We start from the raw sequence: 24,880 nt of genomic DNA, 5'->3' as shown, positions 1-24,880 counted from the left end.
AGGGTGATTATGCTGTAAACCACGCCCCATCTCGCATATGCAAAATCCGATCTGCGGACTGTGCCAACGCTTCATCATGAGTAACGATCAACATCGCCATCTGACGCTCTGCTTGCAAATCTTTAAGCAGACTAAAAATGCCTTTGGCGGTATGTCGATCAAGATTTCCCGTCGGCTCATCGGCAAGGATCAGATCAGGATCGGTCACCAAAGCACGTGCCAGTGCCACACGTTGACGCTCGCCACCTGATAATTCGCCCGGCTTATGATCCATACGATGACTCAGACCAACTTGATCCAAGAGTTTTTCTGCTTTCTTCTTCACTTCAGGAAAAGTGGTGCCTTGACGCAGCATTAACGGCATAGCCACATTTTCTAAGGCATTAAACTCAGGCAATAGATGATGGAACTGATAGACAAATCCCAAGTACAGATTACGCTGATGCCCACGCTCTGCTTCTTTTAAGGTATCGAAACGCTGACCTTTGAGAAAGACCTCACCTTGGGTCGGGGTATCCAAGCCACCAAGCACATGCAGTAGCGTACTTTTACCTGAACCACTGGCACCAATTACAGAAACAAACTCACCCGCCTGCACACTTAAATCCAAGCCACGCAACACATCGACTTGGTTACGTCCATCATGAAAACTGCGATGGACATTTCTTGCTTCAAGCACAATATTGCTTTGGCTATTCATCACTTGACGCTTTTCACTAGTCATATTTTCATTATTCATAGCGCAGTGCCTCCGCAGGTTGAATCTTGGCAGCACGTAGCGCAGGATAAATCGTGGCAAGGAAGCTGAGTAATAATGATAAGAAGACAATGAGCGCCACATCACGCCATAACAATTCTGACGGCAAATAATTGATAAAATACGCCGCAAATAGATTTAAGCCAAACGTGGTATTTACCCAGCCTAAGATTGAGCTAATCGATGTCGCAACGATCACGCCGAGGATCGCCCCGCTGATAGTACCGATCACCCCAATCACCGTACCTTGCACCATAAAAATTTTGGTAATGGTTGCAGGTGAAGCGCCGAGTGTACGCAAGATGGCAATATCAGCTTTTTTATCGGTAACCACCATCACCAATGACGAAACAATATTAAACGCCGCCACCAATACGATCAGGAATAAGAGCAAACTCACCATCGCCTTTTCCATCTGAATCGCACTGAACAGATTGCCGTGGGTATAGGTCCAATCCGAACCGTAAAAATACGGTGGCAACTCTTTTAAGGCTTGATCCACCACTTCAGGTGCAGCGAAGATGTCATCGAGCTTCATCCGCACACTTTGCGCCCCTTCAGGTAAGCGAAGCAAGGTTGCCGCATCATTGAGCTCAATATAGCCCATCATGCCATCCACTTCTGCGCCAACACTAAAAATCCCCACCAAAGTAAAGCGCTTAAAACGTGGTACCACACCCGCTGGCGATGGCGTGGCTTCAGGCAAGATCAAGGTAATCTTATCACCGACCTGTAATCCTAGTGCATCAGTCATGGTTTTACCCAAAACAATGCCGTAATCACCGTGCTTTAGATTATTTAAAGTCCCTTGCACCATGTAGTTTTGGATAATCGATACTTTCGGTTCATATTTCGGATCAATACCATTGATCAAAATACCCGACACTTGTCCTTGTGAAGTCAGCATACCCTGCAATTGTGTATATGGCGCAGCACCTTGAACATGATCAATTTTTTCCATCGCAGGCAATATGTTTTGCCAGTCAGTGATGATATGATTAGATGAAATGGTTGCTTGGGGCACCATACCAAGGACACGATTTTTCAGCTCACGATCAAAACCATTCATGACTGATAAAACTGTGATGAGTACAGCAACACCAAGCATTAGACCAATCATGGATACTAATGCGATAAACGATATAAAATGATTACTGCGACGCGCTCGCGTATAGCGTAAGCCTATATAAAAAGCGATCGGTTTATACATACGATCAAATCCGAGGAAGTAAAAATGGTTCAAACTCAGCAGACAGCTACTCACGGCGAACGCCGTCAAAATTCACGAGCTGATGCATTATTGAGATTTAATTATCAGGAAATCAGTAAGGAACAAGCACAACTCGACCCGTACAACCCAGACTTTATGATACCACGATATTTTCTGTTACTTTCAGAACTTGCACAAATCGATAGCGTTCTGGGTTGGGAAATTGACGCAATTAAAACAGAACAGCCTGGATTAGGACACATTTTGGGTTTGCTCAATCAAAAGCTGGACTTGATCAACACTACCGCTTATGACTCACTGCAAAACATGTTGCCGAGTCCGAAGAAAGTCAACATTTCAGAAAGTGGTTTGTCTTTTTTCACCAAAGATGCGCTACGCAATGATAGCTATATTCACCTGACCTTTGCCGATACGGAAAACCATTTCCAAGTCGCTGCAACGGCGCATGTGGTGTATAGCATTGTTGGTGATGATGGTATGAGTCGAATCGGGGCGCACTTCATTAGCATTCATCCGAAAGACCGTGAAAAGCTGGCAGATTCTGTGGAACAGTTAAACGAGCATTAAACGGTTCACAACCACACCCTATCCAGCGCATTCAACGTATGCGCTCACGGAGCATACGTTGAATATCATGATAAAAATACAGCAATAAACCCATAAAAATCACAATGATGCCGAAATAGACCTGCATCGACAAATATTCTTGATTGAGCACTGCACCCAAGATCAATGCAATAATTGGTGTCATCACCGTGGTCAATGACAGCGTGGTCGCCGAGATATTCTGAATCAATTTAAAATAGCAAAACATCGCCACGATAGACGCAACAACTGCCGTATATAACAACGCAGAAATCGACTTGAGCGATGGCATCACTGTTGGCATTTGTTCCCAAATAAAGGGAATAAAACCAATCGCAATGATGGTGGAAAAAATAATCGACCCCGAAGCCTGTGCAAATGGCGTGACTGGCGCATTAATCTGTTTGACGAAATACATGGAAAAACAATAAATCGTCACACTGGTCAGCACCAAGAAAATCCCAATCACATTGAAGTGCATGCTCTCCTGCGCAAGCAAACACATACTACTCAGCCCAGCAAGTGCCACACACATGCCAAGCCACTGCAACGCTCGAAGCCGTACCGAAAACCAAATCGCCCCGATCAAGCCCGTAATCACAGGTGCCATACCAAACACCAAAGCGATAATGCTCGATGAAATATGCGCTGTCGCCAGATAGGTAAAGGTCTGCGATACAATCAGACTCATACTTCCTGCAAGATAGCTCAGACAGGTCTGTCGTGTGAATGGTAATGGAATTTTCATCAACCAGACTAAAACCAGTGCTAAGGGTAAAGCCAGAAAAAAACGCAATACCATCGCCCACATCGGTGCAATAGTATCGACACTCCAGACGATGGCAAGTGGTGTCGATGCCCAAATGAAAATCAAGGTGATGTAGGTAATCACCGCATTTTGTTTGGAAATATTCATGCTTTACTCAAAATTTTAAACACGCTCAAATTTTTCCCTAAATCAGAGATCAGTCGTTATATTTTGGTCACTCGAATCTGTTTCCGAATAGTCTGCTCTAGTGCATTGGCAAACTCACGTTTGTCCCGCTCATTCATCGCCGCAGGCCCACCCGTCTGCACCCCTGCACCACGCAGGCTATCCATATAATCGCGCAAGTGCAATCGTGCCTTAATATTATTGACGGTAAAAATCTCACCACGTGGATGAATCGCCACACCACCTTTTTCGATGACTTGTGCCGCCAGCGGTATATCTTGTGTGACCACAATATCATGCGTTTGCATCCGCTCGACAATGGTTTGATCCGCCACATCTGCACCTGCTAACACTTGGAGAGTCTTGATACGGGTGGATCGTGGGACATTTAAGGCTTGATTCGCCACAAAGGTCACCTCAAGGGCAAAACGATCCGAGGCACGGTAGATAATATCTTTAAGCACATTGGGAATGGCATCGGCATCGATCCAAAGGTGAAAATTCGCTGGCGTTGTCATGTTATCTATTTCAACCACAAAACTAAAAAATGAAACATAAGGAATGAAACATAAAAAATCAAAAATCCAAGTGCAGTTTAACCGAGCTTCACACAGAATGATTGAAGAAATCTACATAAAATCACTAAAGGTGCAGTTTATGAAAAAATCTTTCACCACAATCGACACTGCCAGAGATCAATTCGGCGAATATCCACGTGGTATCAATCATATCGGGATCACCGTACCGAATATTGACCATGCCACAGATTTTTTTAAACGTGCGCTGGGTGCTAAATGGTGCTATGACGGTCTAACTTTAGATGATGAACCAAGACAAGGACAAATCATTGAATTACAACTCGGACTTCCAAAGGGCAGTAAAATCATTCGCCAACGCATGTTAAGACTAGGCAATGGTCCAGGTTTAGAGCTCTTTGAAATTGAAGCACCGACTCAAGCAAGCCCCTTAAAACTTTCTGATTTTGGGATTAATCATATGTCTGTGTATTGCGATGACATTGAAGGTAGCCTAACACGCATTATCAATGCTGGCGGCAAAGCACTCGACCAATTACATGATAATTCACGCCATGAAGACAGCGAAGGCAGTTCAAGCATTTATACCTTATCACCATGGGGTATGCTCATTGAACTACAATCCATTCCGAATGGATATTATTATGATGAACACAGTGAGGCTACAGCATGGATACCGCAAAGATTATAATGCTTTACGAGTGGATAAACAGAAAATACTGTTGATTTATATAATTATTTTACACAAATCCGTGACAAGAAATCTCAGCTAAACACTATCGTATTCGTTAACAGGGTGAATTTACTTTACCGTCAAGCACTTGAAAATGATCATTTATGCCTTATAACTATATAAAAATTCAACCCATAAAAGTCGAGCCCCAATGAGCAACCCGCAAAATAACATCCAACACCCTGAAATCATCTCTGTAAGCTGTGAGAACTTTGGTGGTCATGCCGAACATTGGCGCATCCTCAGTCAACAGCCTGAAAATGAAGTCAGTGGTTGGATGCAACAAGCGCTCGATACTGCAAGCTCACCGATGGGACTCTGCGCTACTGAAGATGATTTGCCCAAAGACGTGTGGCTTCTTCAAGGGCCACAACAGCCGATTCATCTACAACAAATTATCGCTGTAGAAAACAATCATCCAAAACACTTTATCACCGCATTTCCATCGCTTGAAAGCCCATATAAAGTCAATGCCAAAGTTGGACGTATTCTCGCTTGCCCAAATAATCATGAAGCGGTGCTACGTTTAGAGCTTGACGATAGCAGTGTGATCTATGCTTATGATGCATTTTATGTGGTCAATCAAGAGCAATACGATGCCAACACCAGCTATCAAGCCGAACTTTCTGCTTGGGGCTATGGACTCGAAGCCGTACCCAACAAAGAAACCATGCTCATCGAAGACCCTGCAGCGATTCGTCATCATCGTGCATTAAATGATATTTTGGCAGATCACAACGGTGAAACCCCTGATAATCTGCAAGATCTGCTCGCTGCATGGCAACCATCAAGTCCTGAAGATGAAATGCCTGTGACCCTCGATATTTCAAAAATGGTCGCTTATCTTTACGGCGAAACAATGGGTCAAGAAGATGAAGCATGGTTCCAAGGCGATATTGTAGGTAAAAGCCAAGGACAGTTTTTCGACAAGTCCATCACGCTTTATGATGTGGCGATCATGCGTGAAGAAAAAGCCAAACCTGTCATTTTGCGCTTAGCAGTCGCAAAAACTCAGCAAGAATTTGAAATTGGTGAATATATTCGTGGAAATATATGGATTCAAGCCAAGATTTATGTTAAAACTAGCACCTAAGTCTAATTATTATGCAATTTAAGGCATAACAATGAAAAGTGATGTCCAACAGCCTCAGCGAATGGAAGCCATCTCTTTATCTAGTTTAAAAATTGACAAGTTCGCCTGTTTGTTTTTTTTCTTGGGTATCGTGCTTAGTGCTTGGTTCTTACACAGCTTTATTCTCTAAATGAAAAATCGGCTTAATTTACATTAAACCGATTTTTTTGTATCTGAAAGATTTACAGCGCTAAGTTTTACAATGCTTAGCCATATTGCTGTGCAAAGTCCTGCATAAATGCCACCAGTGCCTCAACACCAGCCAATGGCACGGCATTATAAATACTGGCACGCATGCCACCGACCGAACGATGTCCAGCAAGATTCAACAAATGACGTTGCTCTGCTTCCGCCAAGAAAGTCTTTTCTAACTTCTCATCTGGCAAAGTAAATGGTACATTCATGATTGAACGATTGGCTTTGGCAATAGGATTTTGATAAAAACCACTTTGGTCAATATATCCATATAGCAATTCAGCTTTTTGCAAATTGATCTGATGCATCGCATCTACCCCACCCTGCGCAAGCAACCACTCAAACACTAAACCTGATAAATACCAAGAATAGGTCGCTGGCGTGTTAACCATGGAGCCATTTTTCGCTTGATCAGCATATTTCAAGATGCTTGGAATGTCAGACTTGCTTTGATCCAGCAAATCATCACGCACAATGACGATGGTCAAACCCGCAGGACCAATATTCTTTTGCGCACCTGCGTAGATCACACCAAACTTAGATACATCGAGTGGCGCAGACAAAATACTTGACGAAAAATCACAAACCAAAGGCGCATCGACGTCTGGAATTTCCGCAAACTGAATACCGCCAATGGTTTCATTATCCGCATAATGCACATAAGCTGCATCATTGCTTAAATTCCACGTAGCTTGATCCGCAATCGCCATTTTACCATCGACTGTGGTTGCCGCATCAATGACATTAATCTCGCCATAGCGTTTTGCTTCTTTCAACGCTTTTTCAGACCAAATGCCTGTATGGATATAGTCTGCTTTTTGATTCTTACCCAAAAGGTTTAATGGAATCGCAGAAAACTGTAATGATGCGCCGCCCTGCAAAAACAACACGTTATAGTTATCAGGAATCGCCAGCAAGGTGCGCAAGTCCGCTTCAGCTTTCTCCGCAACAGCAACAAAGTCGGCACTACGATGACTCATTTCCATGATCGACAGCCCTTTGCCCTGCCAATTTGCCAGCTCTTGCTGTGCTTTTTCTAAAACAGCAGTCGGCAATGCAGCAGGGCCTGCACAGAAATTATAGGCGCGCATGGGATAGTCCTTCGTTGAAGTGAGCGAAAAATAAGATGCCTATTTAAGCATAAAGACTAGGCATAAAAAAGCAGTGAAAAAGTATAACCCGTCACAGACGTAATCGCTTATTCCCATCAAGGCTTGAAGATAAATCCAATAAAACATTTAAAACTTAATTTCTAAAAAAATAGAGTGAGCATTTCGTGTAATTGCATTGTTATTTTCATGATCATAATTTAATCAATTTATCGTATTTTCTTACAATTTAAATCCGACAAACGGCATTCTGTACTACATGAGAAAGACACCCAATCTCATTGTGTTTCTTTCGAGGTGAATATTGTTAAGCGCATGTAACCACACTTCATCATTTCTCCATTTTTGACTAGCATTGCTTCCGTACCTTGCATTGATGCCAAATGCAGTACGACGACTTTACCAATTTGCATCATCTGATATGTTTTCAAACTGTTGGTGATACGCACTGATTTTGATGCAATTGGAACATTTTGTTGTTTATGCGCATGACATATTGTCGATGCGTCACGTTATAAGGATGCCTACTATGAAACTGGTTAAAACATTATTGATCGCAGGTCTTACCACACTTTCTGTTGCAGCGTTTGCTGGTGAAAAAACAGATCATTCTGCTACTACACATGATGCACAATTGAGCTCACAGTCAACGACGCAAGCTCCTGAAGGCGCAACTGTAGTGTCAACGCAAGATAGCGCTACATTGTCATCTCAACCAAATGCCACATCATCTGACGCTCAACTTAACCAAGCTGCTGCGGATGCTCAAACCACTAGCCCATCAGCTGAAAAAACTGCACTTGAGCAAGATCAAGACAAAAAAGACAAGCAATAAACTTTAAAACAGCTCGCCTAAAACGCTTGTTTTAAATTTTACAAAGATTGGGATCAGCATGCTGGTCTCAATTTTTTTATGGGAAATTCAAAATTAAGGGCTGTTGTTTTAGCGGATAACGCAATGCATGGTTGAAATGTCAACAGCCCCTACAAATTTAGACAAAAAAAACCATGCTTAGTGAAGCATGGTTGAAAAATGGTGGCTATGACGAGACTTGAACTTGTGACCCCCGCATTATGAGTGCGGTGCTCTAACCAACTGAGCTACATAGCCAAAAAGGGTGAGCGCATTATCTTGATTTGCTGACGTAAGGTCAAGTCAAACGCTTGAAATTCGCTAAAAAAATTGGATCGAAGTGAGCCGATAAGCCGGGTTCTGTCGTGAACGATCATTCCTCTAGGCGCACAATCACTCATACGCTCCAGCAACCTACCCAAATCCAGCGCGGGTCACGCCTCAGGATTCCTATTTGGTCTTGCTTCAGGTGGGGTTTACCTTGCCATGTCCTGTTACCAGGCATGCGGTGCGCTCTTACCGCACCCTTTCACCCTTACCAAATCCCACTGAGTTCCCCCTTAGTAAAAGGGGGATTGAGGGGGATTTCGGCGGTCTACTCTCTGCTGCACTTGCCGTCGGCTCACGCCGCCCAGACGTTATCTGGCACCTTACCCTTTGAAGCCCGGACTTTCCTCTCCTGCTTTAGTCACGAAGACCTTCACAGCAGCGATCGCTTGGCTCACTTCGGCGCACATCTTAACAAAAAAATTGGGAAAAAAATATCAACAGTTGAGATTTTTCATCGCATCTAAATTTTCATCTATCATTTTTAAAATGAGCACTTTCAAATTGTACATTTTTTATATTAGCCACTTTTGGCATCAACTGCTTTTGGAATCAATAATGCGCTGGTATTTTTCCAGAAGTTGTTGTTCTGTTTCGATATGATTTTCATCTTTGGGGATACAGCTCACTGGACAAAGCAAAGCGCATTGCGGTGTATCATAATGTCCAACACATTCGGTACAGAGCGCAGGATCGATTTCATAGATCTCCTCGCCCATATAAATCGCTTCATTCGGGCAAGCAGGTTCACAGACATCACAATTGATGCATTCATCTGTAATCACTAATGCCATAACTTACCCTTCTTCCACAACCATTTAACAAGACACATTAAACACACATGTGAATATCTATGATGCTTACCAACCGTGCTGATGCTTATCCGCAAAGGCGTCGATCACAATTTTCGGCACAAATTTACTCACATCACCGTTTAATCGTGCAATCTCACGCACCAAGGTCGATGAAATAAATGAAAATTGCTCAGACGGTGTTAAAAATACTGATTCAAAATTATTATCCAATTGACGGTTCATATTTGCCAACTGAAACTCATATTCAAAATCAGAAATCGCCCGTAAACCACGCAGTACCGCAGTTGCCTTTTGCTCTTGGAAAAAATTCACCAATAGCCCGTCAAAACCGACAAACTCCACATTATCCAAATGACTCAGTGAGGCTTTGGCAAAAGCAACTCGTTCCTCTAAACTAAATACTGGATTCTTATGATGCCCAATGGCGATCGCCACCACCACTTCATCAAACATTTTTGAGGCTCGAGTCACCAAATCAATATGTCCATTGGTGATCGGATCGAATGTCCCTGGATAAATAATGCGTGTTTTAGCCATGTGCATCACTGCGATAATTAAAATGAACCGATATTCTAGCAAAAACTTGATTTTTTAGCTAAAGTCTCCATTGAAAAGTGCGAACTCATTATAAAATACGACTGTCACAGACAGTGTTGATTTGGAAGATATTCGATTTATGGCAAATGCAAAAGTAGTCAAAAAAAATAATTCTGGCACCATCGCACAGAACAAACGTGCACGCCATGATTATTTTATTGAAGAAAAATTTGAAGCAGGTTTGTCATTACAAGGCTGGGAAGTCAAGTCGCTCCGTGCTGGGCGCATGAGCTTGGTAGAAAGCTATATCACTTTTAAAAATAATGAAGCCTTTTTATTTGGTGCACAAATCCAGCCCTTACTATCCGCATCGACGCATGTGGTCGCAGAAGCGACACGCACCCGTAAATTGCTACTCTCCCGCCGAGAACTGGACAAATTACTCGGTGCCGTTAATCAAAAAGGTTATACCTGCGTGCCATTGGCATGCTATTGGAAAGGTCATTTGGCAAAGCTCGAAATCGCTTTGGTGAAAGGTAAACAACTGCACGACAAACGCCAAACTGAAAAAGACCGTGACTGGCAACGAGACAAAGCCCGCATCTTCCATAAATAATTCAGCACATTGTGCTCCTTCCCCTTGTAGGGGAAGGCTAGGAAGAGGTATATCAATTATTCAATTTAAATTTAATTCACGAACTCAAGAAAAATATTTATAACTTTCAAAGTTTTATTAAAAATTCGGCTTATAGTCAAAGCCTGCATCCATCACCCGATCTTGAAATGGTTTCAGCGCTTTCTTATTCAAACTCATACTATTCACCACATTATTTGGGAAAATCTGAATGCTGTTATTAAAATGCTCTACATTACGATTAAAAATGCTGATCGCAGCGCCGACATTTTCATTTTGATCAGTAATTTCGTGCATGAGTTTTTGATAAATTTCATTGGCTTTAAGCTCAGGATAGGCTTCGACCTGCACATGAATCCCTTTGAGTAACTGCGAAGTTTGTTGTTCGATCTGCTCAAGTTGAGAGACGTCTTGTTTATTGTGATTTAAATTCAAAATATTTTGACGTAGTGCACTGATCTGAGTCATGGTGGTCTGCTCAAAATCACCGTAACGATCAATTAAGGGTTGTAAATCATCCAAGATTTTGACTTTTTGACGCTCAAAGCTCGCCACATCCGACCACGCACGCTTTGCCGCATTTTCGTTTTTAACGATACCGTTGCGAATCGCAATAAAATAAACAATCAGTAGCACAATAATTGCTACAAAAATAATCATACCCATTGCACATCGCTCCTGTTGTTGTTCTGTTGCTTCTGTTCGTCGAAAAAATACTGAAACTCGGCTTTATCATAAAGCAAAATGCGATGCTTACCCAGCAATATTTTCAAGCAAAAATGATTTTAAGTTTTTGAAATCTCTTGTTTATCCGACATCAGGCAAGTGATGATTTGACGTATTAAATTGCATAATTTGCTCAGCTGGCAAGAATACGCTTTCATCCATAAAACTGGCAATGACCGCCGCTAAATTGGCTTGCATACGCTCATAATGCGGTGCTTTTAAAGTACGCAAATGACCACGAAGCTGAGAAATATTTTGAATGGTTTTGGCACAAGAACGGGTCTGAAAAATATTTTGTGAACTGATATAGCAAAATGCCTGCATCTCATCATGAAACATCAGCGTACCTCGCATGTTTTCCAATTGATGCGCCAGTGTCAAAATCCGACTTGGTGTAAGATTTTTTGCCAATTCAAACTCTTGCTGTCCATACAGCTGAAAGTCACGATTAAACTGTGCATCACTACTGCGCCATTCGACAGGATAACGTGCATGCTTTTGTTTTTCATTGCTGACATAAAACGCAAGTGCTGGCATATCAAATACACATGCGCCCCAATAATTCTTCTCGATCTGCTTGGTGATTTGCTCGCCCTTGCCATTGGTCATCGCCACTTCTGTGGTTGCCACATATTGAAAAAGCAATACGGGAAAATCATGCCCCTGCACTTGCCATGTGGTCGACGCAAAATCAACGATTTCATTGCCTGCATTGCCTTGATTCAGACAAGCAAAGCCTTGACGCACCCGTGCCAACATATAGTTCGGATTCATCCCTGCTTGGGTATTAAAACTTGGAAAACGGGCAAAATTCACTTGATATTGATATTGAAAGACTTGGGTTTCTAATTTGGCGATTTCCGCATCGACTTCGCTTTGCTTTTCAATGGAAAAATATGCAAAGCATGCAATAAAGATAGCACCAATCCACACCACGGTAACGACCAGTGGATAATGACTAAAATACAGCGTTGTCAGCACTACATTAACAATACATGCAGCCAGTAAAAGAAAGCTCCAAGTGTTGTGATAACGTAAATTTGGCGAAACACGCCACGGATGCAAAGCATCCAAAATAGCCTGCTTATTTTGTGACGTAGTGCTTATTTCTCTTAGCTTTTCGAGATTATAAGCAACCTTATTATTCATGCGCTGATGAAAGTGCCAGCGATCGTACAACTTATTAACTAGCACAATTTCACCAATTAACTTTACAATTCTATAACGGAACTATATCACAGAATTCATCAATTAACATGGCATCACCATAACTAAAAAAGCGATATTTTTCCGAAACGGCATGTTGATAGGCTGTCAAAATTGCCTCACGACGAGATAAAGCAGACACTAACATTAATAGCGTCGACTCAGGCAAATGAAAATTGGTAATCAAGCGATCCACCACCTTGAACTCAAAGCCAGGATAAATAAAAATCTGCGTATCCCCCGACCACGCCTGAAGCTCACCATCATGTGCTACTGCCGCACTTTCTAGCGCACGGGTTGCGGTGGTGCCTACAGCGATCACTTTATTGCCTCGTGCTTTGGCAGCTTGAATTTTCTCTACCGTAGATGCGGGGACTTCACACCACTCGGCATGCATGACATGGGTTTCGACTTTTTCGACACGAACTGGTAAAAACGTGCCTGCACCGACATGCAAAGTGACAAAATGATAGTCAATCCCTTTGGCTTTGAGCTTTGCCAACATATCCTTATCAAAATGCAGACTGGCAGTCGGCGCAGCCACACTAGCGAGTTTTGCTGGATCGTGAAACACAGTCTGATAACGCTCATTATCCACCGCTTCAGCTTCACGATTGAAATATGGCGGAATCGGCAACTGTCCATGTTGCTCTAAAATCGGCAAAATCGGCTGAGAGAACGCCACAATAAACAAATTCTCATGACGCCCTTGCACCGTTGCAGGAATACCCGCTTCACTGATAAAAATTTCTACACCTGCTTTGGGTGTATTGCTGGCTTTGATATGACAATACGCTGTAGTCGGGTCAATCAAGCGCTCCACCAACACTTCAATCGCCCCACCTGAGGCACGTTTGCCTTTGAGCCGAGCTTTCATGACTTTGGTATCGTTAAGAATCAGCACATCACCTGCATCAAGCAAATCTAAAATATCGGTAAATTGGTGATCATGATACTGTCCATGCTGATCCAAATGGAGCAAACGAGAATCGCTACGCTGCGCCAAGGGATAATGGGCGATCAATTCTTCGGGTAAATGATAAGAAAAATCGGACAGTTGCATAATATTTCACCAGACAAAAACTGGCGTCATTATACGTGATCAGAGCAAAAAAGCCTGAACAGACGCATACTTTCGATCATTTTGGTCAAAATACAGTGAAAAAATGCATAGCTGCTTTAAAAATAAACACTCAGCATCGCAAATGTATTGACAGAATTTTTAAACCCCGTAATATGTGCATCACTTCCTCTCCCGAGGTGGTGAAATTGGTAGACGCGGTGGACTCAAAATCCACTGTCAGAGATGACGTGTCGGTTCGAGTCCGACCCTCGGGACCATTCTTCTTAAACGGAGAATTCAACTAAAAAATAATAAATAAAGTTTCTTTCCTCTATTTTCTCAAATCACAGCAGCTCACATTTTTAAATCTCTTTACCCAAATCAATCATTGAAGTGGATTAAATTTGCTAGATTTTCTTAAAATTATTCACTCTTAATTACTGTGCTTAATAGCAATCCCAGTTATACATCACCTTAGAAAAGTCTTTATTTTTCAAATCTACAGGATCAATAAAGAAGTTCCCAACACCACTATCGCCCCACATAATGTCGTTTTCCGCATCATCGGTATCGATCTGAAGCAGTAATTGATAATTCTGCCATTTCGGCGTATCACTGCGTGGATCTTCTTGGGTAAAAAACGGATAACCACCGAGTTGATGTCCATTCGCCGACACAACTTCACTATATGGCTCAATCATATCTTGCCAAAGATCATCTCCGCCGTACTGCGCTTCAAAATCATAAAGCTGATCCACCGCAAAGATTTTGGAGGCAAAAGAAAAGTCACTAATGCTGATAAACTGATGATTCAATTCAAATTGAATGGCATATTGTCCTGAAAATGGCAGACTGGCATCTGCATGTCGCTTGGCATTGATAGCACTAAAATCTTGCTGAAGCTGTGCTGGATCGTTGATCACCTGTTCATAATACAGCACACGAAATCCATCTTGACGCTGTTGATCATCAAAATCCAAGCCATACAAATCATCACTGCCAATAAAAAATTGTAAAATGCCCTGTGTTGGAAAATCTGCATGCGCTGGCATTTCAGCAAAATTAATTTGCGCCAAAAGCGCCAAGGGCTGACCATTTTGATCTTCAGGAAACTTAACATCCAAAGGCATATAAGGATCACCACCGACTTTACTCTGCCAAAGCGCAAGGTCATCGCACTGCGTTAATGCCATCAGTACAATGTCTTTTTTCGTGGGCGCGATCTTGTCTAAAAAGGGTTGCCAAATTTCTGGTAATTGCGTGAGTGTCTGTTCCATCTTCGTTGCTTCCTTATTTATAGTTAAAATCTACATCGCTTTAGTATAAACTGCATAAGCATTTTACCTGTATCGTATTATCGATGTCATTTTTCCAAAACATGACATTACCGACATTCTAACACCCATTCACCTTCTGAACGATTGGATTGATTATGAAAGCCTATCTCAACCTTCTTGACCATATTCTGCAAACAGGCAGCGATAAAGGCGACCGCACTGGCACTGGCACACGCTCGGTATTTGGTCATCAGATGCGTTTTGATTTGTCGGAAGGCTTTCCATTGCTCACCACAAAAAAAGTGCATTTTCGCTCGATCGTCATCGAACTGCTGTGGTTCTTAAAAGGCGATACCCATGTGCAATATCTGCAAGATAATAAAGTGTCGATTTGGGATGAATGGTCGACCGCGGAACAAACAGCTCGCTTTGGGCGACCAGCGGGTGAATTAGGACCTGTCTACGGTCATCAATGGCGTAATTTTGGCGCAACGAAAAAGGCAGATGGCTCTTACAATTCCGACGGTTTTGACCAAATCTCTTGGCTGGTAAATGAAATCAAAACCAATCCAAACTCTCGCCGTCTGATCGTATCAGGTTGGAATCCAAACGAAGCGAGTCAAGTTGCACTGCCACCATGTCATACGTTGTTCCAATTCTTTGTTCAAGATAACAAGTTGTCTTGTCAGCTCTATCAGCGCAGTGCTGATGTATTCTTAGGCGTACCGTTTAATATCGCAAGCTATGCACTACTTACTCATATGATTGCGCAAGTCTGTGGGCTTGGTGTCGGTGATTTTGTTTGGACAGGTGGCGATACGCATCTCTACAGTAATCATTTTGAACAAGCAAAATTACAATTAACCCGTGAACCGCTGCCGCTTTGCCAGTTAAAATTAAATCCTGAAATTGATAATATTTTTGATTTTAAATTTGAAGATATTGAGATTGTCGACTATCAGTCACACCCTGCGATCAAAGCAGCGGTGGCGGTATAAAAAGTTCCCTCTCCTTTTAGGAGAGGGTTAGGGAGAGGTGAAAAAAATCCCATCTAAACTAAGAAGCACTGCTTCGCAAGTGAGGGTTAGGGAGAGGTAAAAGCTACTTATGGCATATCAAAATATCGAAGTGGTCCATGTCGTTGCGTGTGATGAGAAGCAATGTATCGGTAAAGAAAACCAATTGCCGTGGCATATTTCTGAAGATTTACAACACTTCAAACAAGTGACACAAGACGGGATCGTAATCATGGGACGTAAGACCTTTGAGTCAATGGGTCGTCCGCTTCCAAACCGTATCAATTGGGTCATTACCCGTGATACCAATTGGTCACACGATGGTGTGCGTATTGCCAACTCGATTGAAAGCGCACTGGAACAAGCCAGTTATGATCTTGCTCAAGTGGAAAAGAAATCGCTATTTATCATTGGTGGTGGTGAGATTTTCACGCAGACTTTGGATATTGCCGATCGTTTGGAGATCACCCACGTTGCGCTTGATGTACAAGGCGATGCCTTCTACCCTGCGATTCCTGAACAGTTTGTGTTAAGCCATTCCAGTGATCATCGCAGTGCAAAAGATAATATTGCCTTCCAGTTTGCACAGTATTTGCGTCAAGATAATCTGTGCTAATACTTGCTTTGCTGATTTGTTTCGCCTAAATCAAAAATGAACGATATTGATTTCAAAAAATTTTGCAAAAGTATCCTGTTTGCATTATTGCACAGCCTATTTTACCTCTTCATTATTTTGTCGAGTGCTTGGCTGTGTTTGGCATTGTGGATTCATCAACCGTTTGGGCGTTTAGCGACTTATTTTATTATCGGTTTTTGGTTACTTTTATCAGGCAGTATTGCAGGGATTTATTTTAGCCAAGCGGTATTCCAACGTCGTACCGACATTCTGATTTATCTGGTTTGCTTTGCACTCGGATTAACTTGGTTTTTTGGTATGCAACCTCGCAATGATCGGGTTTGGAATCCTGAAGTCGCAAAGATTTTGGACTATCAACGTGATGGCGATCAGATCACGATTGACAATGTCCGTGATTTTGTTTGGCGTGGGGAAGAAGATTACGATGTGCGTTGGCAGACTCGGCAATATGATCTGTCACAACTCAAAAGTGCCAATTTGATTTTATCCTATTGGGCAGGCAATGATATTGCGCATACTTTGATGAGTTTTGATTTTGAAGATGATTTTGGCAAGACACAACATCTGACTTTTTCGATTGAAATTCGCAAAGAGCAACATGAAAGTTTTTCCAGTATTGGCGGATTTTTCCGTAAGTATGAGCTCGCCATTGTCCCTGCGGATGAAAAAGACATTATCTATACTCGCAGCAATATTCGCCATGAACGGGTTTATATTTATCCACTAAACAATCTACCCAAAGCTGAATTACAACAACTGTTCCTGTCTTATCTTGAGCAAGGCAAATCCCTTGCCACTGAGCCACGTTGGTACAATACCTTGTTTAGTAACTGCACCACCATCATCTTTGACATGGTCAATCACATCGACCCTGTACCTGTGGATTATCGGGTGATTTTATCAGGACGATTACCGTCGTATCTCTACGATCAGAATGCGCTGGATCATCGTTATACGCTTGTGGAATGGATGAACATGGCACATATCAATCCCAAAGTGGAAAATTTCGAGCAAGGCAAAGACCAATCGAGTGCAAACTTTTCACGCATGATTCGTTCAGGTTTGCCGACAGACAATTAGTGATTTTGCAACTTTTTTTCATGTTCTTACAAAATCACTTTGCACTCTCGTCCTAGATCATTTACAACTGAAACAAATAGATAATTGGGACAATTCACATGCAACAAGCAATCTTTGGCGGTGGCTGTTTTTGGTGTACCGAGTCGGTATTTTTACATGTCAAAGGCGTGCAAAAAGTCGAAAGTGGCTACGCAGGCGGACAACGTGCCAACCCAAGCTATGAGCAAATTTGCACAGGCGCAACAGGACACGCCGAAGTAATTCGCATTGATTTTGATGAATCTCAGCTCGATTTTGCACAATTACTGGATGTGTTTTTTGCCACGCACGACCCAACCACGCTCAATCGTCAAGGCAATGATGTCGGCACACAATATCGCTCGGTGATTTTTTATTTAGATGAACAACAAAAAGAAATCTCCGCACAAAAAATCTCAGAACTGCAAGCCGAAGGACTTAATATCGTGACCGAGCTGAGCCCTGCCCCAACCTTTTACACCGCTGAGGAATATCACCAGAATTTTTACGCACGCAATCCAACGCAAGGCTATTGCAACTTTTCGATTCCACCGAAATTGTCTAAATTACAAGCAAAGTTTCCAAATCTATTTAAAAGCTAAACACTTACTTCACCCAAAACAAACACTAAGGAAAATCGCATCTCATGCCAAAATCATCAACACAAGACCCATTGTCTAACCACCCAGAAAATAATGAAAAGAAGCGCTACTTCGAGCCTGCACCGCAAGACATTGATGTAGAGAACTTTCGTAAAGTCGTTGAAAGTCGCCGTTCAGTACGCAAATTTACCGATAAAGCAATCCCCGCCGATGTGCTCGATGCTTGTTTAGACTTGGCATTACTCGCACCAAACTCATCAAACTTACAGCCGTGGACGTTTTATGTGGTGCAAAATCCTGCGAAGAAAAAGACCTTGGTTAAAGCCTGCCTAAGTCAGCTTGCCGCAAAAACCGCTTCAGAATTGATCGTTTGTGTGGCACGTACCGATCGACTCGATGATATGGCAAAGCGCAATTTAACTGAATTTCCATTTCCTGAGGCACCGCCTGCGGTACAGAAATATTATCGCTTCATTCCATACAGTTATAAAACAGGCTATTTCAATGCCTTAGGCAACTTTAAGCGGGTTGCGTTTACTGCGGCACGGGCTTTGGATAAGCAATTGCCAGTGACAGCATTTAATACTGCCGATGCAAAACTTTGGGCGAGTAAAACCACCGCACTAGCGTGTGAGAATTTCGTTCTTGCGCTACGTGCGTATGGTTTTGATAGCTGTATGATGGAAGGTTTTGATGAACCGCTGGTACGCAAAACGCTTGGATTAAACAGCCAGCAATACCCTGTGATGGTCATCGCTGCTGGTGAACGTGCTACAGATGGCGTGTTCTTCCCACAGTATCGTTTTGATCGGGATTTGTTTATTCAAAAAATTTGAATCACACAAATACAAACAGGGCGCATTGAGCGCCCTGTTTTTTGATGATTTTACTCTAATTTTTACTAACAAAAGATATATCTGTAAGTCCCGCATCACTCGCATAAGACATGACTTGCGCAACAGAGTCATATTTTGCGTCTTTATCAGCCTCTAAATTAATTGCGGGTCTTTTTGTCGCTTGCCCCTCTGTTTTTAAACGCTGAGCCAATTGTTCCAAAGTAAGCACTTGTTTATCAATGAAAAATTCATTATTCGCAGTAATCTGTACTGTAATCGGATCCTGCGGTGCTTCTTGGACTTTGGCGTTGGTATTCGGCAAGGTCAACGGAATCGACGGATTCGCCACCGTTGCAGTCACTAAGAAAATGATCATCAGTACCAACATAATGTCGATCAACGGGATGAGGTTCATCTCCGTCATACCTTGATCATTTTCCTCTCCTAGAGAAAAAGCCATTATGCTTGACCTCCAATCGCTTGGGTATTTGCAGTATTTGTTGATGCAGTTTGCGCAACCTTCTTATCTTGTAAGATCGTGTCAATCAATAAACCATGTGCATGATCATGTAGGTCATGTGCCAAATTACGATTTTGACGCACACAAATGTTATATGCCAAGACCGCAGGGATCGCTACAGCCAAACCAAGACCCGTCATGATCAAGGCTTCACCCACTGGAGTTGCCACTTGTGCTAGACCTGCTTGACCGCTAGTACCAACAGCAACCAATGCATGGAAAATGCCCCATACTGTACCGAACAAACCAACAAATGGTGCAATCGATGCGATCGTACCCAATACCGATACGCCTTTATCCGCATCCGACTTTTCACGTGACATCTGTTGCAAGATCGCTTGTTCAGCCGCCGCTTTACGTTGATCGTATGGCACACCAGTCAAACGAGATTGCAAATTGCTCATCACACTTTGCATACGCTGTTTCGCCTGCTGTTTAAGCTGACGCGTACCTAAGACACGGATGATAAATAATGTCCATGTAATAATCGACATTGCAAGCAAGATAAAATATAGGGTTTTACTTACCGCATCTGCATGTTGCCAATACACTGAAAAGTTCATGAGGAACTCCTTAAATTCAACTAATTTGCTTTAGCCCTGCGGCTGTTTTACTGTAATTGGAATGGTTGTTCCGCAAAAAACGGGACTGCAACACCATTCTCGGTATAAGGTTGGAAGCGTGCTGCTTGCACTGCACGAATCACTTCTTTATCTACTTTTGGACTACCACTCGACTGTTTAATCCGTGCTTTGATACGCCCTTTTTCATCGACATCAATACGAATAATCACCACCGAGTTGGTCACGTCCTCTAAATCTTTTGCCTTAAGTCGTGGCTTCGGCTTACTTTTCCACGCCACACTGGCTGCATCACCTAAGTTTCGTGGCGTGTTATCCACTTTCTCTTTCGGCTTTTCATCAGGCTTATCGTTTTTCTGCTCAGTTTGAGTTTGTTGTGTCCGTTGAGTCGTCGTGGTAGTGGTCGTTGTCGTCGTCAACTTCTGAGTATTGTTTTGCTCTTGCTCAGTACGATCAGTCTGTTTTTTGGTTTGCTGAACCTTTTCCTTTTTCTTTGGCGCTTCTTGAGTTTTTTCAGCGATTTTTACCTGTTTTGGCTTCGGCTTTTCCTTTTTCGGCTCAGGTTTTGGTTCTGGCTTAGGCTTAGGTTTCGGCTTGATCGGCTCTGGTATTGGTTTTTCTGCTATTTTAACGAACTTGACCTTTACAGGTGGTGTTGGCTCAAGTGGTCGAAGCTGCAAAGGCTCCATATGGGATAACGCCCAAAGTACACCCGTATGCGCAACCACCACCGCCACGATCGCAGCAATGATTTTTGGCTTTTTGGAGTTGGGAGAAGATGTGAGTGAAGATTGACCCATCTAAGATGTCCTAATATGTGTCAGTGAGATTTCAAAGTTCATAGCAACAACACAGAAATTACCTTGAAAACGTCATGAAACGATCAACATGATCGGTTGCTTCTATGAAGTGGCTGCAATAATAAATGAGAAGTGTTTTCATTTTCAACCTTTTTTATTGCCTTTTTGCAATTCATAAAAAAACACAGCCGCTGCTGTGTCTTTTATCTACTTCAAAAGATTGAACTTTAATCAAAAACGATGGTTTTATTGCCATTTACAATGACACGGTCTTCTAAGTGCCAACGTACCGCGCGTGCCAATACATTACGCTCGACATCTTCACCCAATTCACGCAATTGCTCGACATTATAGTCATGGCTGACACGTTCCACGTCTTGCTCAATGATCGGCCCTTGATCAAGATCGGCTGTGACATAGTGTGCTGTTGCACCAATCAGTTTGACGCCCTTTTCATAGGCTTGCTTATACGGATTGGCACCGACAAAGGCAGGCAAGAAAGAGTGATGAATATTAATAATTTGCTGTGGCCACTTCGCCACGAAGTCTTCGCTCAAGATTTGCATATAACGTGCAAGTACTAATAAATCATTGCCTTGCATCATCTCATCAATCTTGGCATAAGCCTCTACTTTATTGTCTTTATTGACAGGCACGACATGAAACGGAATGCCAAAGCGTTCCACTTTGTCTCGTAAATCTTCATGATTGGAAATCACTTGGGTAATTTCACACGGTAATGAACCCCGAGAGTGGCGCCATAACAACTCAAGCAAGGCATGGTCTACTTTGGAGACTAAAATGCCCACTTTTTTCACATCGCTGACACTGCTGAGCGTCCATTGCATGTCATATTTTTCAGCCACATTTTTGGCAAAAGTCGAGCTTAAAGTCTCAAGTCGTGTCGCCAAATGATCCAGCTCAAACTCGACCCGCATGAAATATTGCCCACCTTGCGCTTCGGTCGCATATTGATCCAAAGCGGTAATATTGGCGCCCTGATGATAGAGAAAACTCGATACTGCTTGCACAATACCAGGACGATCTTCACAACTAATCAACAGGCGAGCCGTATTTTCGGTAAACATATTCATGGCTTCACTACATCACAACAGGCTAAAAACCCGCTAGTCTACTCCGATTCCTCGTCAAAATCCGCATCTTTGTGTTGTTTTTAATCGGATTCTGTGCTTTTTGTTGGTGAATTCGACAATACCGCAAACAAATTTGAACCGCCAATATTTCCTAATAACTGCTCATAGGTTTCTCGGCTTTCACCACGCAAATACGGTCCTTCCAAAAATACCATCTGACGCAAGGCTTGCCATACCAGTGCTTCCGAGTTTTTATCATCAGTCAAATGTCCCGACATATAGAGAAAATTTGACCAATTGGTGAGCACAATCCATAAGTTAATTATTAAGGCTTCGATCTCTGCAGGTGTCATCTCCATCAGTCCAACATCAACAAAACCTTGATAAATCTTTTGCCCTTGTTGCATGACTTGACTGGCGAAAATCGGATAGAGTTTTTGAAATTCAGGATTGGCTTCGATCAAATGGTGAATATCTCTGTGTAAAAAACGATACGACCAAAGCTGTTTACTTAACGATTGAAAATATTGAATTTTATCATTGCTATTTAAGGCTCGCCCTTCTGGCATATTGAGCACATCGACGGTCTCTTGACGATATTGATCGAACAACTCCCGAATGATTTCTTGTTTATTGCGATAATGATAATACAGATTGCCTGGACTAATGCCGAGCTCAGAAGCAATATGATTGGTGGTGACCGCCCGTTCGCCCCGTTCATTAAACAGCGCCAAGCTGGTTTGCAAAATTCTTTCCTTGGTTTTTGACACTTTCAACCGTTCATCCTTTATCGATTTAATGCACACGCTGAGCATTTAAAATATTCATCGCATGCGATCCACACACCACAATCACGATGCACAAAACCTATGTTTAAAATCCGCTTTTAAAATCCGTGCTTAAAATTAACTTTTAAAATCCTATTTTAAAATCCATATTGAAATTAGATTTAAAATCATCGTGTTGCAATATAACACAAGCCCATTTGCACCGTATGATCATCGCCACACGATACATAAAAAGCGTTAACACCACATCAATCTAGCATAGCTTTTTGATTATTGCTTGACTATTTAGAGCTTTTACTCTAAAAATAGCACAACGAATAACCACAACGGTTCCATGCAATGAACAGCCTTAATAAAAATCTTAACAGTTCAGGCTCGGATAAAATCCAGCACATGCACGATCTACTGCAAGACCAGCAGCGCGCCTATCGCCGTCATCAGCGTCCGACTGCGGCTGAGCGTATAGATCGTCTCACTCATTTGCGTCAGGTTTTGATTAAATATCAAGATCAGATGGCAGAAGCAATCTCACAGGACTACGGCAATCGTGCCGTTGGCGAGACCAAGCTCGGGGAAGTGCTGACTTGCCTTGAACAGATTAGCTATTATTCCAAACATCTCGAAAAGTGGATGAAGCCGTCTAAACGTCAAGTTGGACATATCCACCACCCTGCCAAAGCATGGGTGGAATATCAACCGCTTGGGGTGATCGGGATTATTGCACCGTGGAATTATCCATTGCTGTTATCCGTTGGGCCATTGATCTGCGCATTGGCAGCAGGCAATCACGCCATGATCAAGATTTCAAGTTCCTCGACAAAGTTTGGTTCTTTGCTTGAAAAAGCACTGGCAGAAGTGTTTCCGCGCGAACTGGTCGCTGTGATCAATGGTGGTGGTGCGATTTCAGATGCATTTAGTCGTTTAGCTTTTGATAAACTGATTTTTACTGGCTCGACCGACGTCGGTAAAACCGTGATGCGTGCAGCGGCGGATAATTTAGTACCAGTGATTCTAGAACTTGGCGGGAAATCGCCTGCAATCGTACATCATGACATGCCACTTAAAGATGTTGCGCAGCGCATCGCTGCCTCCAAACTCTGGAATGCAGGGCAAACCTGTGTTGCGCCTGATTATCTGTTTTTACCACGTGGCAAGACAGCGGAGTTTATTCAAAACTTCCGTAAATTTGTCCACCACATGTACCCGACCATTCGAGATAATCAAGATTACACCTCGATTATCAATGACAAGCAGTATCGTCGTTTACAGGGTTATCTTGAAGATGCACAACAACATGGTGCACAAATCATTGAAATTAACTGTAAACATGAAGCGCTTGCCGATGTACGCAAGATTGCACCGACCTTTTTGACCAATGTCACCCCTGATATGCAAGTGATGCAACATGAAATCTTTGGTCCGATCCTACCGATTTTTGAATATGATAGCATCGATGAAGTGATTGACTTTATTAATGATCGACCACGCCCGTTATCCTTATATTATTTTGACTATAATAAGGATCGTGCAGAATACGTTGCGCAGCACACCCATTCAGGTCATTTTGGCAATAACCAAGCGCTCACCCACGTTGCCCAAGATGATCTACCATTTGGTGGCGTTGGTGCATCGGGCATGGGTAAATATCATGGCCCAGAAGGTTTCTTTAGCTTCTCTCATGAGCGCTCAATGATGTCTAAGCCAAAGTTGTACACCTTTAAGATGATTTTGCCGCCATTTAACAAACCGATCCACAAGATCATGTATAATACTCTGCTTCGTCGTTAAAATAACGTCGAGGCACATTCAAAACGATCGTCAGCTATTTTGATGACATTTTTTTGAAGATTGATCAAGACATAAACGAATCGCATTGTTTATGCCTTATTTTTGGAAGGCGTGCTTGTGTTTTAACCTGAAATTTGGTATAAAACGCCCCTTACAAATGAGTTACCCTGTTTTACTTACTGACAAGCCTGACAAATACCATTTATTGTTCGGCTTAATCAATGGAGTTCACCATGTCTAAGGTTTGCCAAGTTACCGGCAAGCGTCCAATCGTTGGTAACAACGTTTCGCACGCAAACAACAAAACCAAGCGCCGGTTCGAGCCGAACCTGCACCACCACCGTTTTTGGTTAGAAACTGAGAAGCGTTTTGTACGTCTTCGTCTTTCTACCAAAGGTATGCGTATTATCGACAAATTGGGCATCGAGAAGGTTGTTGCTGATCTTCGCGCTCAAGGTCAAAAGATCTAA

The 24,880-nt window shown here is 42.5% G+C and carries 28 protein-coding genes, 2 tRNA genes and 1 other RNA gene; 13 read left to right on the top strand and 18 right to left on the bottom strand.

Annotated elements, in window-relative coordinates; translation table 11 throughout:
- Window positions 1-7: 7 nt before the first annotated feature.
- Both lolD and BLQ60_RS09405 read right to left on the bottom strand, forming a co-directional pair.
- Entirely contained in the window at window positions 8-700 is a 693-nt protein-coding gene (gene lolD / locus BLQ60_RS09410) for a lipoprotein-releasing ABC transporter ATP-binding protein LolD (protein ID WP_092619580.1), read from the bottom strand.
- A gap of 31 nt (window positions 701-731) precedes the next feature.
- The gene (locus tag BLQ60_RS09405) at window positions 732-1,967 is read right to left on the bottom strand and encodes a lipoprotein-releasing ABC transporter permease subunit (protein ID WP_092619362.1); all 1,236 of its coding nucleotides are present in this window, start codon (window positions 1,965-1,967) and stop codon (window positions 732-734) included.
- A gap of 24 nt (window positions 1,968-1,991) precedes the next feature.
- Between BLQ60_RS09405 and BLQ60_RS09400 the strand changes: the two genes are divergently transcribed.
- Window positions 1,992-2,555, top strand: coding sequence for a PilZ domain-containing protein (locus BLQ60_RS09400; protein ID WP_092619358.1), 564 nt, complete (start codon window positions 1,992-1,994; stop codon window positions 2,553-2,555).
- Window positions 2,556-2,586: 31 nt separating this feature from the next.
- Here the strand turns inward: BLQ60_RS09400 and BLQ60_RS09395 are convergent, their stop codons facing one another.
- Window positions 2,587-3,489 carry a DMT family transporter gene (locus BLQ60_RS09395; RefSeq protein WP_092619355.1) on the bottom strand — a complete coding sequence of 301 codons (903 nt, stop codon included), beginning with the start codon at window positions 3,487-3,489 and terminating at the stop codon, window positions 2,587-2,589.
- A gap of 56 nt (window positions 3,490-3,545) precedes the next feature.
- Window positions 3,546-4,025 (bottom strand): YaiI/YqxD family protein, encoded by a 480-nt coding sequence (locus tag BLQ60_RS09390; RefSeq protein ID WP_092619352.1) that lies wholly within the window; start codon window positions 4,023-4,025, stop codon window positions 3,546-3,548.
- Window positions 4,026-4,164: 139 nt separating this feature from the next.
- On the opposite strand from BLQ60_RS09390, the gene BLQ60_RS14150 reads away from it, so the two are divergent.
- Both BLQ60_RS14150 and BLQ60_RS09380 read left to right on the top strand, forming a co-directional pair.
- Window positions 4,165-4,734: a VOC family protein gene (locus BLQ60_RS14150; protein ID WP_092619349.1), complete on the top strand. Its 570-nt coding sequence runs from the start codon at window positions 4,165-4,167 to the stop codon at window positions 4,732-4,734.
- Between the two features lie 193 nt (window positions 4,735-4,927).
- Window positions 4,928-5,869: a hypothetical protein gene (locus tag BLQ60_RS09380; protein WP_092619346.1), complete on the top strand. Its 942-nt coding sequence runs from the start codon at window positions 4,928-4,930 to the stop codon at window positions 5,867-5,869.
- Window positions 5,870-6,114: 245 nt separating this feature from the next.
- Here the strand turns inward: BLQ60_RS09380 and serC are convergent, their stop codons facing one another.
- Complete coding sequence (serC, locus tag BLQ60_RS09375; protein ID WP_092619343.1) at window positions 6,115-7,194, bottom strand: 3-phosphoserine/phosphohydroxythreonine transaminase; 1,080 nt, start codon at window positions 7,192-7,194, stop codon at window positions 6,115-6,117.
- A gap of 547 nt (window positions 7,195-7,741) precedes the next feature.
- On the opposite strand from serC, the gene BLQ60_RS09370 reads away from it, so the two are divergent.
- Window positions 7,742-8,047 (top strand): hypothetical protein, encoded by a 306-nt coding sequence (locus tag BLQ60_RS09370; RefSeq protein WP_092619340.1) that lies wholly within the window; start codon window positions 7,742-7,744, stop codon window positions 8,045-8,047.
- Window positions 8,048-8,246: 199 nt separating this feature from the next.
- On the opposite strand, the gene BLQ60_RS09365 is transcribed toward BLQ60_RS09370, so the two are convergent.
- The 4 genes from BLQ60_RS09365 to coaD all read right to left on the bottom strand — a co-directional run bounded on the left by BLQ60_RS09365 (window position 8,247) and on the right by coaD (window position 9,744).
- A tRNA-Met gene (locus tag BLQ60_RS09365) sits at window positions 8,247-8,323 on the bottom strand.
- 75 nt (window positions 8,324-8,398) lie between these two features.
- Window positions 8,399-8,793, bottom strand: an RNA gene (gene rnpB, locus BLQ60_RS09360) — RNase P RNA component class A.
- A gap of 135 nt (window positions 8,794-8,928) precedes the next feature.
- Entirely contained in the window at window positions 8,929-9,186 is a 258-nt protein-coding gene (locus BLQ60_RS09355) for a YfhL family 4Fe-4S dicluster ferredoxin (RefSeq protein WP_092619337.1), read from the bottom strand.
- Between the two features lie 66 nt (window positions 9,187-9,252).
- Window positions 9,253-9,744: a pantetheine-phosphate adenylyltransferase gene (coaD, locus tag BLQ60_RS09350; RefSeq protein WP_092619334.1), complete on the bottom strand. Its 492-nt coding sequence runs from the start codon at window positions 9,742-9,744 to the stop codon at window positions 9,253-9,255.
- Between the two features lie 139 nt (window positions 9,745-9,883).
- Here coaD and smpB point away from each other — a divergent pair, with 139 nt between their 5' ends.
- Window positions 9,884-10,360 (top strand): SsrA-binding protein SmpB, encoded by a 477-nt coding sequence (gene smpB, locus BLQ60_RS09345; protein WP_092619331.1) that lies wholly within the window; start codon window positions 9,884-9,886, stop codon window positions 10,358-10,360.
- Between the two features lie 117 nt (window positions 10,361-10,477).
- On the opposite strand, the gene BLQ60_RS09340 is transcribed toward smpB, so the two are convergent.
- From BLQ60_RS09340 to queA, 3 genes are all read right to left on the bottom strand, one after another.
- Window positions 10,478-11,044, bottom strand: coding sequence for a LemA family protein (locus BLQ60_RS09340; protein ID WP_092619328.1), 567 nt, complete (start codon window positions 11,042-11,044; stop codon window positions 10,478-10,480).
- Window positions 11,045-11,185: 141 nt separating this feature from the next.
- A complete protein-coding gene (locus BLQ60_RS09335; protein ID WP_092619325.1) occupies window positions 11,186-12,178 on the bottom strand; it encodes a hypothetical protein in 993 nt (330 codons plus the stop codon).
- 145 nt (window positions 12,179-12,323) lie between these two features.
- The gene (queA, locus tag BLQ60_RS09330) at window positions 12,324-13,373 is read right to left on the bottom strand and encodes a tRNA preQ1(34) S-adenosylmethionine ribosyltransferase-isomerase QueA (RefSeq protein ID WP_092619322.1); all 1,050 of its coding nucleotides are present in this window, start codon (window positions 13,371-13,373) and stop codon (window positions 12,324-12,326) included.
- 191 nt (window positions 13,374-13,564) lie between these two features.
- Here queA and BLQ60_RS09325 point away from each other — a divergent pair.
- A tRNA-Leu gene (locus BLQ60_RS09325) sits at window positions 13,565-13,651 on the top strand.
- A 168-nt stretch (window positions 13,652-13,819) separates the two neighbouring features.
- Here the strand turns inward: BLQ60_RS09325 and BLQ60_RS09320 are convergent.
- Entirely contained in the window at window positions 13,820-14,650 is an 831-nt protein-coding gene (locus tag BLQ60_RS09320; protein ID WP_092619319.1) for a YwqG family protein, read from the bottom strand.
- A 155-nt stretch (window positions 14,651-14,805) separates the two neighbouring features.
- Between BLQ60_RS09320 and thyA the strand changes: the two genes are divergently transcribed.
- From thyA to BLQ60_RS09295, 5 genes are all read left to right on the top strand, one after another.
- A complete protein-coding gene (thyA, locus tag BLQ60_RS09315) occupies window positions 14,806-15,648 on the top strand; it encodes a thymidylate synthase (protein WP_092619316.1) in 843 nt (280 codons plus the stop codon).
- Window positions 15,649-15,757: 109 nt separating this feature from the next.
- A complete protein-coding gene (locus tag BLQ60_RS09310) occupies window positions 15,758-16,282 on the top strand; it encodes a dihydrofolate reductase (RefSeq protein WP_092619313.1) in 525 nt (174 codons plus the stop codon).
- A gap of 36 nt (window positions 16,283-16,318) precedes the next feature.
- A complete protein-coding gene (locus BLQ60_RS09305; RefSeq protein WP_092619310.1) occupies window positions 16,319-17,383 on the top strand; it encodes an Lnb N-terminal periplasmic domain-containing protein in 1,065 nt (354 codons plus the stop codon).
- Between the two features lie 98 nt (window positions 17,384-17,481).
- Complete coding sequence (msrA, locus tag BLQ60_RS09300; RefSeq protein ID WP_092619307.1) at window positions 17,482-18,003, top strand: peptide-methionine (S)-S-oxide reductase MsrA; 522 nt, start codon at window positions 17,482-17,484, stop codon at window positions 18,001-18,003.
- 44 nt (window positions 18,004-18,047) lie between these two features.
- Window positions 18,048-18,839, top strand: coding sequence for a nitroreductase family protein (locus BLQ60_RS09295; protein WP_092619304.1), 792 nt, complete (start codon window positions 18,048-18,050; stop codon window positions 18,837-18,839).
- Window positions 18,840-18,894: 55 nt separating this feature from the next.
- On the opposite strand, the gene BLQ60_RS09290 is transcribed toward BLQ60_RS09295, so the two are convergent.
- The 5 genes from BLQ60_RS09290 to BLQ60_RS09270 form a co-directional block, all read right to left on the bottom strand.
- On the bottom strand, window positions 18,895-19,299 hold the full coding sequence (locus BLQ60_RS09290) for an ExbD/TolR family protein (protein ID WP_092619301.1): 405 nt from the start codon (window positions 19,297-19,299) through the stop codon (window positions 18,895-18,897).
- Window positions 19,299-19,922 carry a MotA/TolQ/ExbB proton channel family protein gene (locus tag BLQ60_RS09285; RefSeq protein ID WP_092619298.1) on the bottom strand — a complete coding sequence of 208 codons (624 nt, stop codon included), beginning with the start codon at window positions 19,920-19,922 and terminating at the stop codon, window positions 19,299-19,301. The genes BLQ60_RS09290 and BLQ60_RS09285 overlap by 1 nt, the downstream gene beginning before the upstream one ends.
- A gap of 47 nt (window positions 19,923-19,969) precedes the next feature.
- Complete coding sequence (locus tag BLQ60_RS09280; protein ID WP_092619294.1) at window positions 19,970-20,740, bottom strand: energy transducer TonB; 771 nt, start codon at window positions 20,738-20,740, stop codon at window positions 19,970-19,972.
- Between the two features lie 227 nt (window positions 20,741-20,967).
- The gene (gene purU, locus BLQ60_RS09275) at window positions 20,968-21,834 is read right to left on the bottom strand and encodes a formyltetrahydrofolate deformylase (protein ID WP_092619291.1); all 867 of its coding nucleotides are present in this window, start codon (window positions 21,832-21,834) and stop codon (window positions 20,968-20,970) included.
- 80 nt (window positions 21,835-21,914) lie between these two features.
- Entirely contained in the window at window positions 21,915-22,649 is a 735-nt protein-coding gene (locus BLQ60_RS09270) for a TetR/AcrR family transcriptional regulator (RefSeq protein ID WP_092619288.1), read from the bottom strand.
- Between the two features lie 312 nt (window positions 22,650-22,961).
- On the opposite strand from BLQ60_RS09270, the gene BLQ60_RS09265 reads away from it, so the two are divergent.
- Window positions 22,962-24,410: a coniferyl aldehyde dehydrogenase gene (locus tag BLQ60_RS09265; RefSeq protein ID WP_092619285.1), complete on the top strand. Its 1,449-nt coding sequence runs from the start codon at window positions 22,962-22,964 to the stop codon at window positions 24,408-24,410.
- A 233-nt stretch (window positions 24,411-24,643) separates the two neighbouring features.
- On the top strand, window positions 24,644-24,880 hold the full coding sequence (gene rpmB, locus BLQ60_RS09260; protein WP_092619282.1) for a 50S ribosomal protein L28: 237 nt from the start codon (window positions 24,644-24,646) through the stop codon (window positions 24,878-24,880).

Origin of the sequence: Acinetobacter marinus (genome assembly GCF_900096915.1) — a bacterium.
Classification (GTDB): Bacteria; Pseudomonadota; Gammaproteobacteria; order Pseudomonadales; family Moraxellaceae; genus Acinetobacter; species Acinetobacter marinus.
Note: the sequence above shows the minus strand (reverse complement) of the source record. Positions and strands in the feature narration are given on the sequence as shown.

Bases quoted from the DNA above. Each gene is read 5' to 3' on its own strand.
- lolD (WP_092619580.1), bottom strand. From the start codon at position 700: ATGAATAGCCAAAGCAATATTGTGCTTGAAGCAAGAAATGTCCATCGC.
- BLQ60_RS09405 (WP_092619362.1), bottom strand. From the start codon at position 1,967: ATGTATAAACCGATCGCTTTTTATATAGGCTTACGCTATACGCGAGCG.
- BLQ60_RS09400 (WP_092619358.1), top strand. From the start codon at position 1,992: ATGGTTCAAACTCAGCAGACAGCTACTCACGGCGAACGCCGTCAAAAT.
- BLQ60_RS09395 (WP_092619355.1), bottom strand. From the start codon at position 3,489: ATGAATATTTCCAAACAAAATGCGGTGATTACCTACATCACCTTGATT.
- BLQ60_RS09390 (WP_092619352.1), bottom strand. From the start codon at position 4,025: ATGACAACGCCAGCGAATTTTCACCTTTGGATCGATGCCGATGCCATT.
- BLQ60_RS14150 (WP_092619349.1), top strand. From the start codon at position 4,165: ATGAAAAAATCTTTCACCACAATCGACACTGCCAGAGATCAATTCGGC.
- BLQ60_RS09380 (WP_092619346.1), top strand. From the start codon at position 4,928: ATGAGCAACCCGCAAAATAACATCCAACACCCTGAAATCATCTCTGTA.
- serC (WP_092619343.1), bottom strand. From the start codon at position 7,194: ATGCGCGCCTATAATTTCTGTGCAGGCCCTGCTGCATTGCCGACTGCT.
- BLQ60_RS09370 (WP_092619340.1), top strand. From the start codon at position 7,742: ATGAAACTGGTTAAAACATTATTGATCGCAGGTCTTACCACACTTTCT.
- BLQ60_RS09355 (WP_092619337.1), bottom strand. From the start codon at position 9,186: ATGGCATTAGTGATTACAGATGAATGCATCAATTGTGATGTCTGTGAA.
- coaD (WP_092619334.1), bottom strand. From the start codon at position 9,744: ATGGCTAAAACACGCATTATTTATCCAGGGACATTCGATCCGATCACC.
- smpB (WP_092619331.1), top strand. From the start codon at position 9,884: ATGGCAAATGCAAAAGTAGTCAAAAAAAATAATTCTGGCACCATCGCA.
- BLQ60_RS09340 (WP_092619328.1), bottom strand. From the start codon at position 11,044: ATGGGTATGATTATTTTTGTAGCAATTATTGTGCTACTGATTGTTTAT.
- queA (WP_092619322.1), bottom strand. From the start codon at position 13,373: ATGCAACTGTCCGATTTTTCTTATCATTTACCCGAAGAATTGATCGCC.
- BLQ60_RS09320 (WP_092619319.1), bottom strand. From the start codon at position 14,650: ATGGAACAGACACTCACGCAATTACCAGAAATTTGGCAACCCTTTTTA.
- thyA (WP_092619316.1), top strand. From the start codon at position 14,806: ATGAAAGCCTATCTCAACCTTCTTGACCATATTCTGCAAACAGGCAGC.
- BLQ60_RS09310 (WP_092619313.1), top strand. From the start codon at position 15,758: ATGGCATATCAAAATATCGAAGTGGTCCATGTCGTTGCGTGTGATGAG.
- BLQ60_RS09305 (WP_092619310.1), top strand. From the start codon at position 16,319: ATGAACGATATTGATTTCAAAAAATTTTGCAAAAGTATCCTGTTTGCA.
- msrA (WP_092619307.1), top strand. From the start codon at position 17,482: ATGCAACAAGCAATCTTTGGCGGTGGCTGTTTTTGGTGTACCGAGTCG.
- BLQ60_RS09295 (WP_092619304.1), top strand. From the start codon at position 18,048: ATGCCAAAATCATCAACACAAGACCCATTGTCTAACCACCCAGAAAAT.
- BLQ60_RS09290 (WP_092619301.1), bottom strand. From the start codon at position 19,299: ATGGCTTTTTCTCTAGGAGAGGAAAATGATCAAGGTATGACGGAGATG.
- BLQ60_RS09285 (WP_092619298.1), bottom strand. From the start codon at position 19,922: ATGAACTTTTCAGTGTATTGGCAACATGCAGATGCGGTAAGTAAAACC.
- BLQ60_RS09280 (WP_092619294.1), bottom strand. From the start codon at position 20,740: ATGGGTCAATCTTCACTCACATCTTCTCCCAACTCCAAAAAGCCAAAA.
- purU (WP_092619291.1), bottom strand. From the start codon at position 21,834: ATGAATATGTTTACCGAAAATACGGCTCGCCTGTTGATTAGTTGTGAA.
- BLQ60_RS09270 (WP_092619288.1), bottom strand. From the start codon at position 22,649: ATGCTCAGCGTGTGCATTAAATCGATAAAGGATGAACGGTTGAAAGTG.
- BLQ60_RS09265 (WP_092619285.1), top strand. From the start codon at position 22,962: ATGAACAGCCTTAATAAAAATCTTAACAGTTCAGGCTCGGATAAAATC.
- rpmB (WP_092619282.1), top strand. From the start codon at position 24,644: ATGTCTAAGGTTTGCCAAGTTACCGGCAAGCGTCCAATCGTTGGTAAC.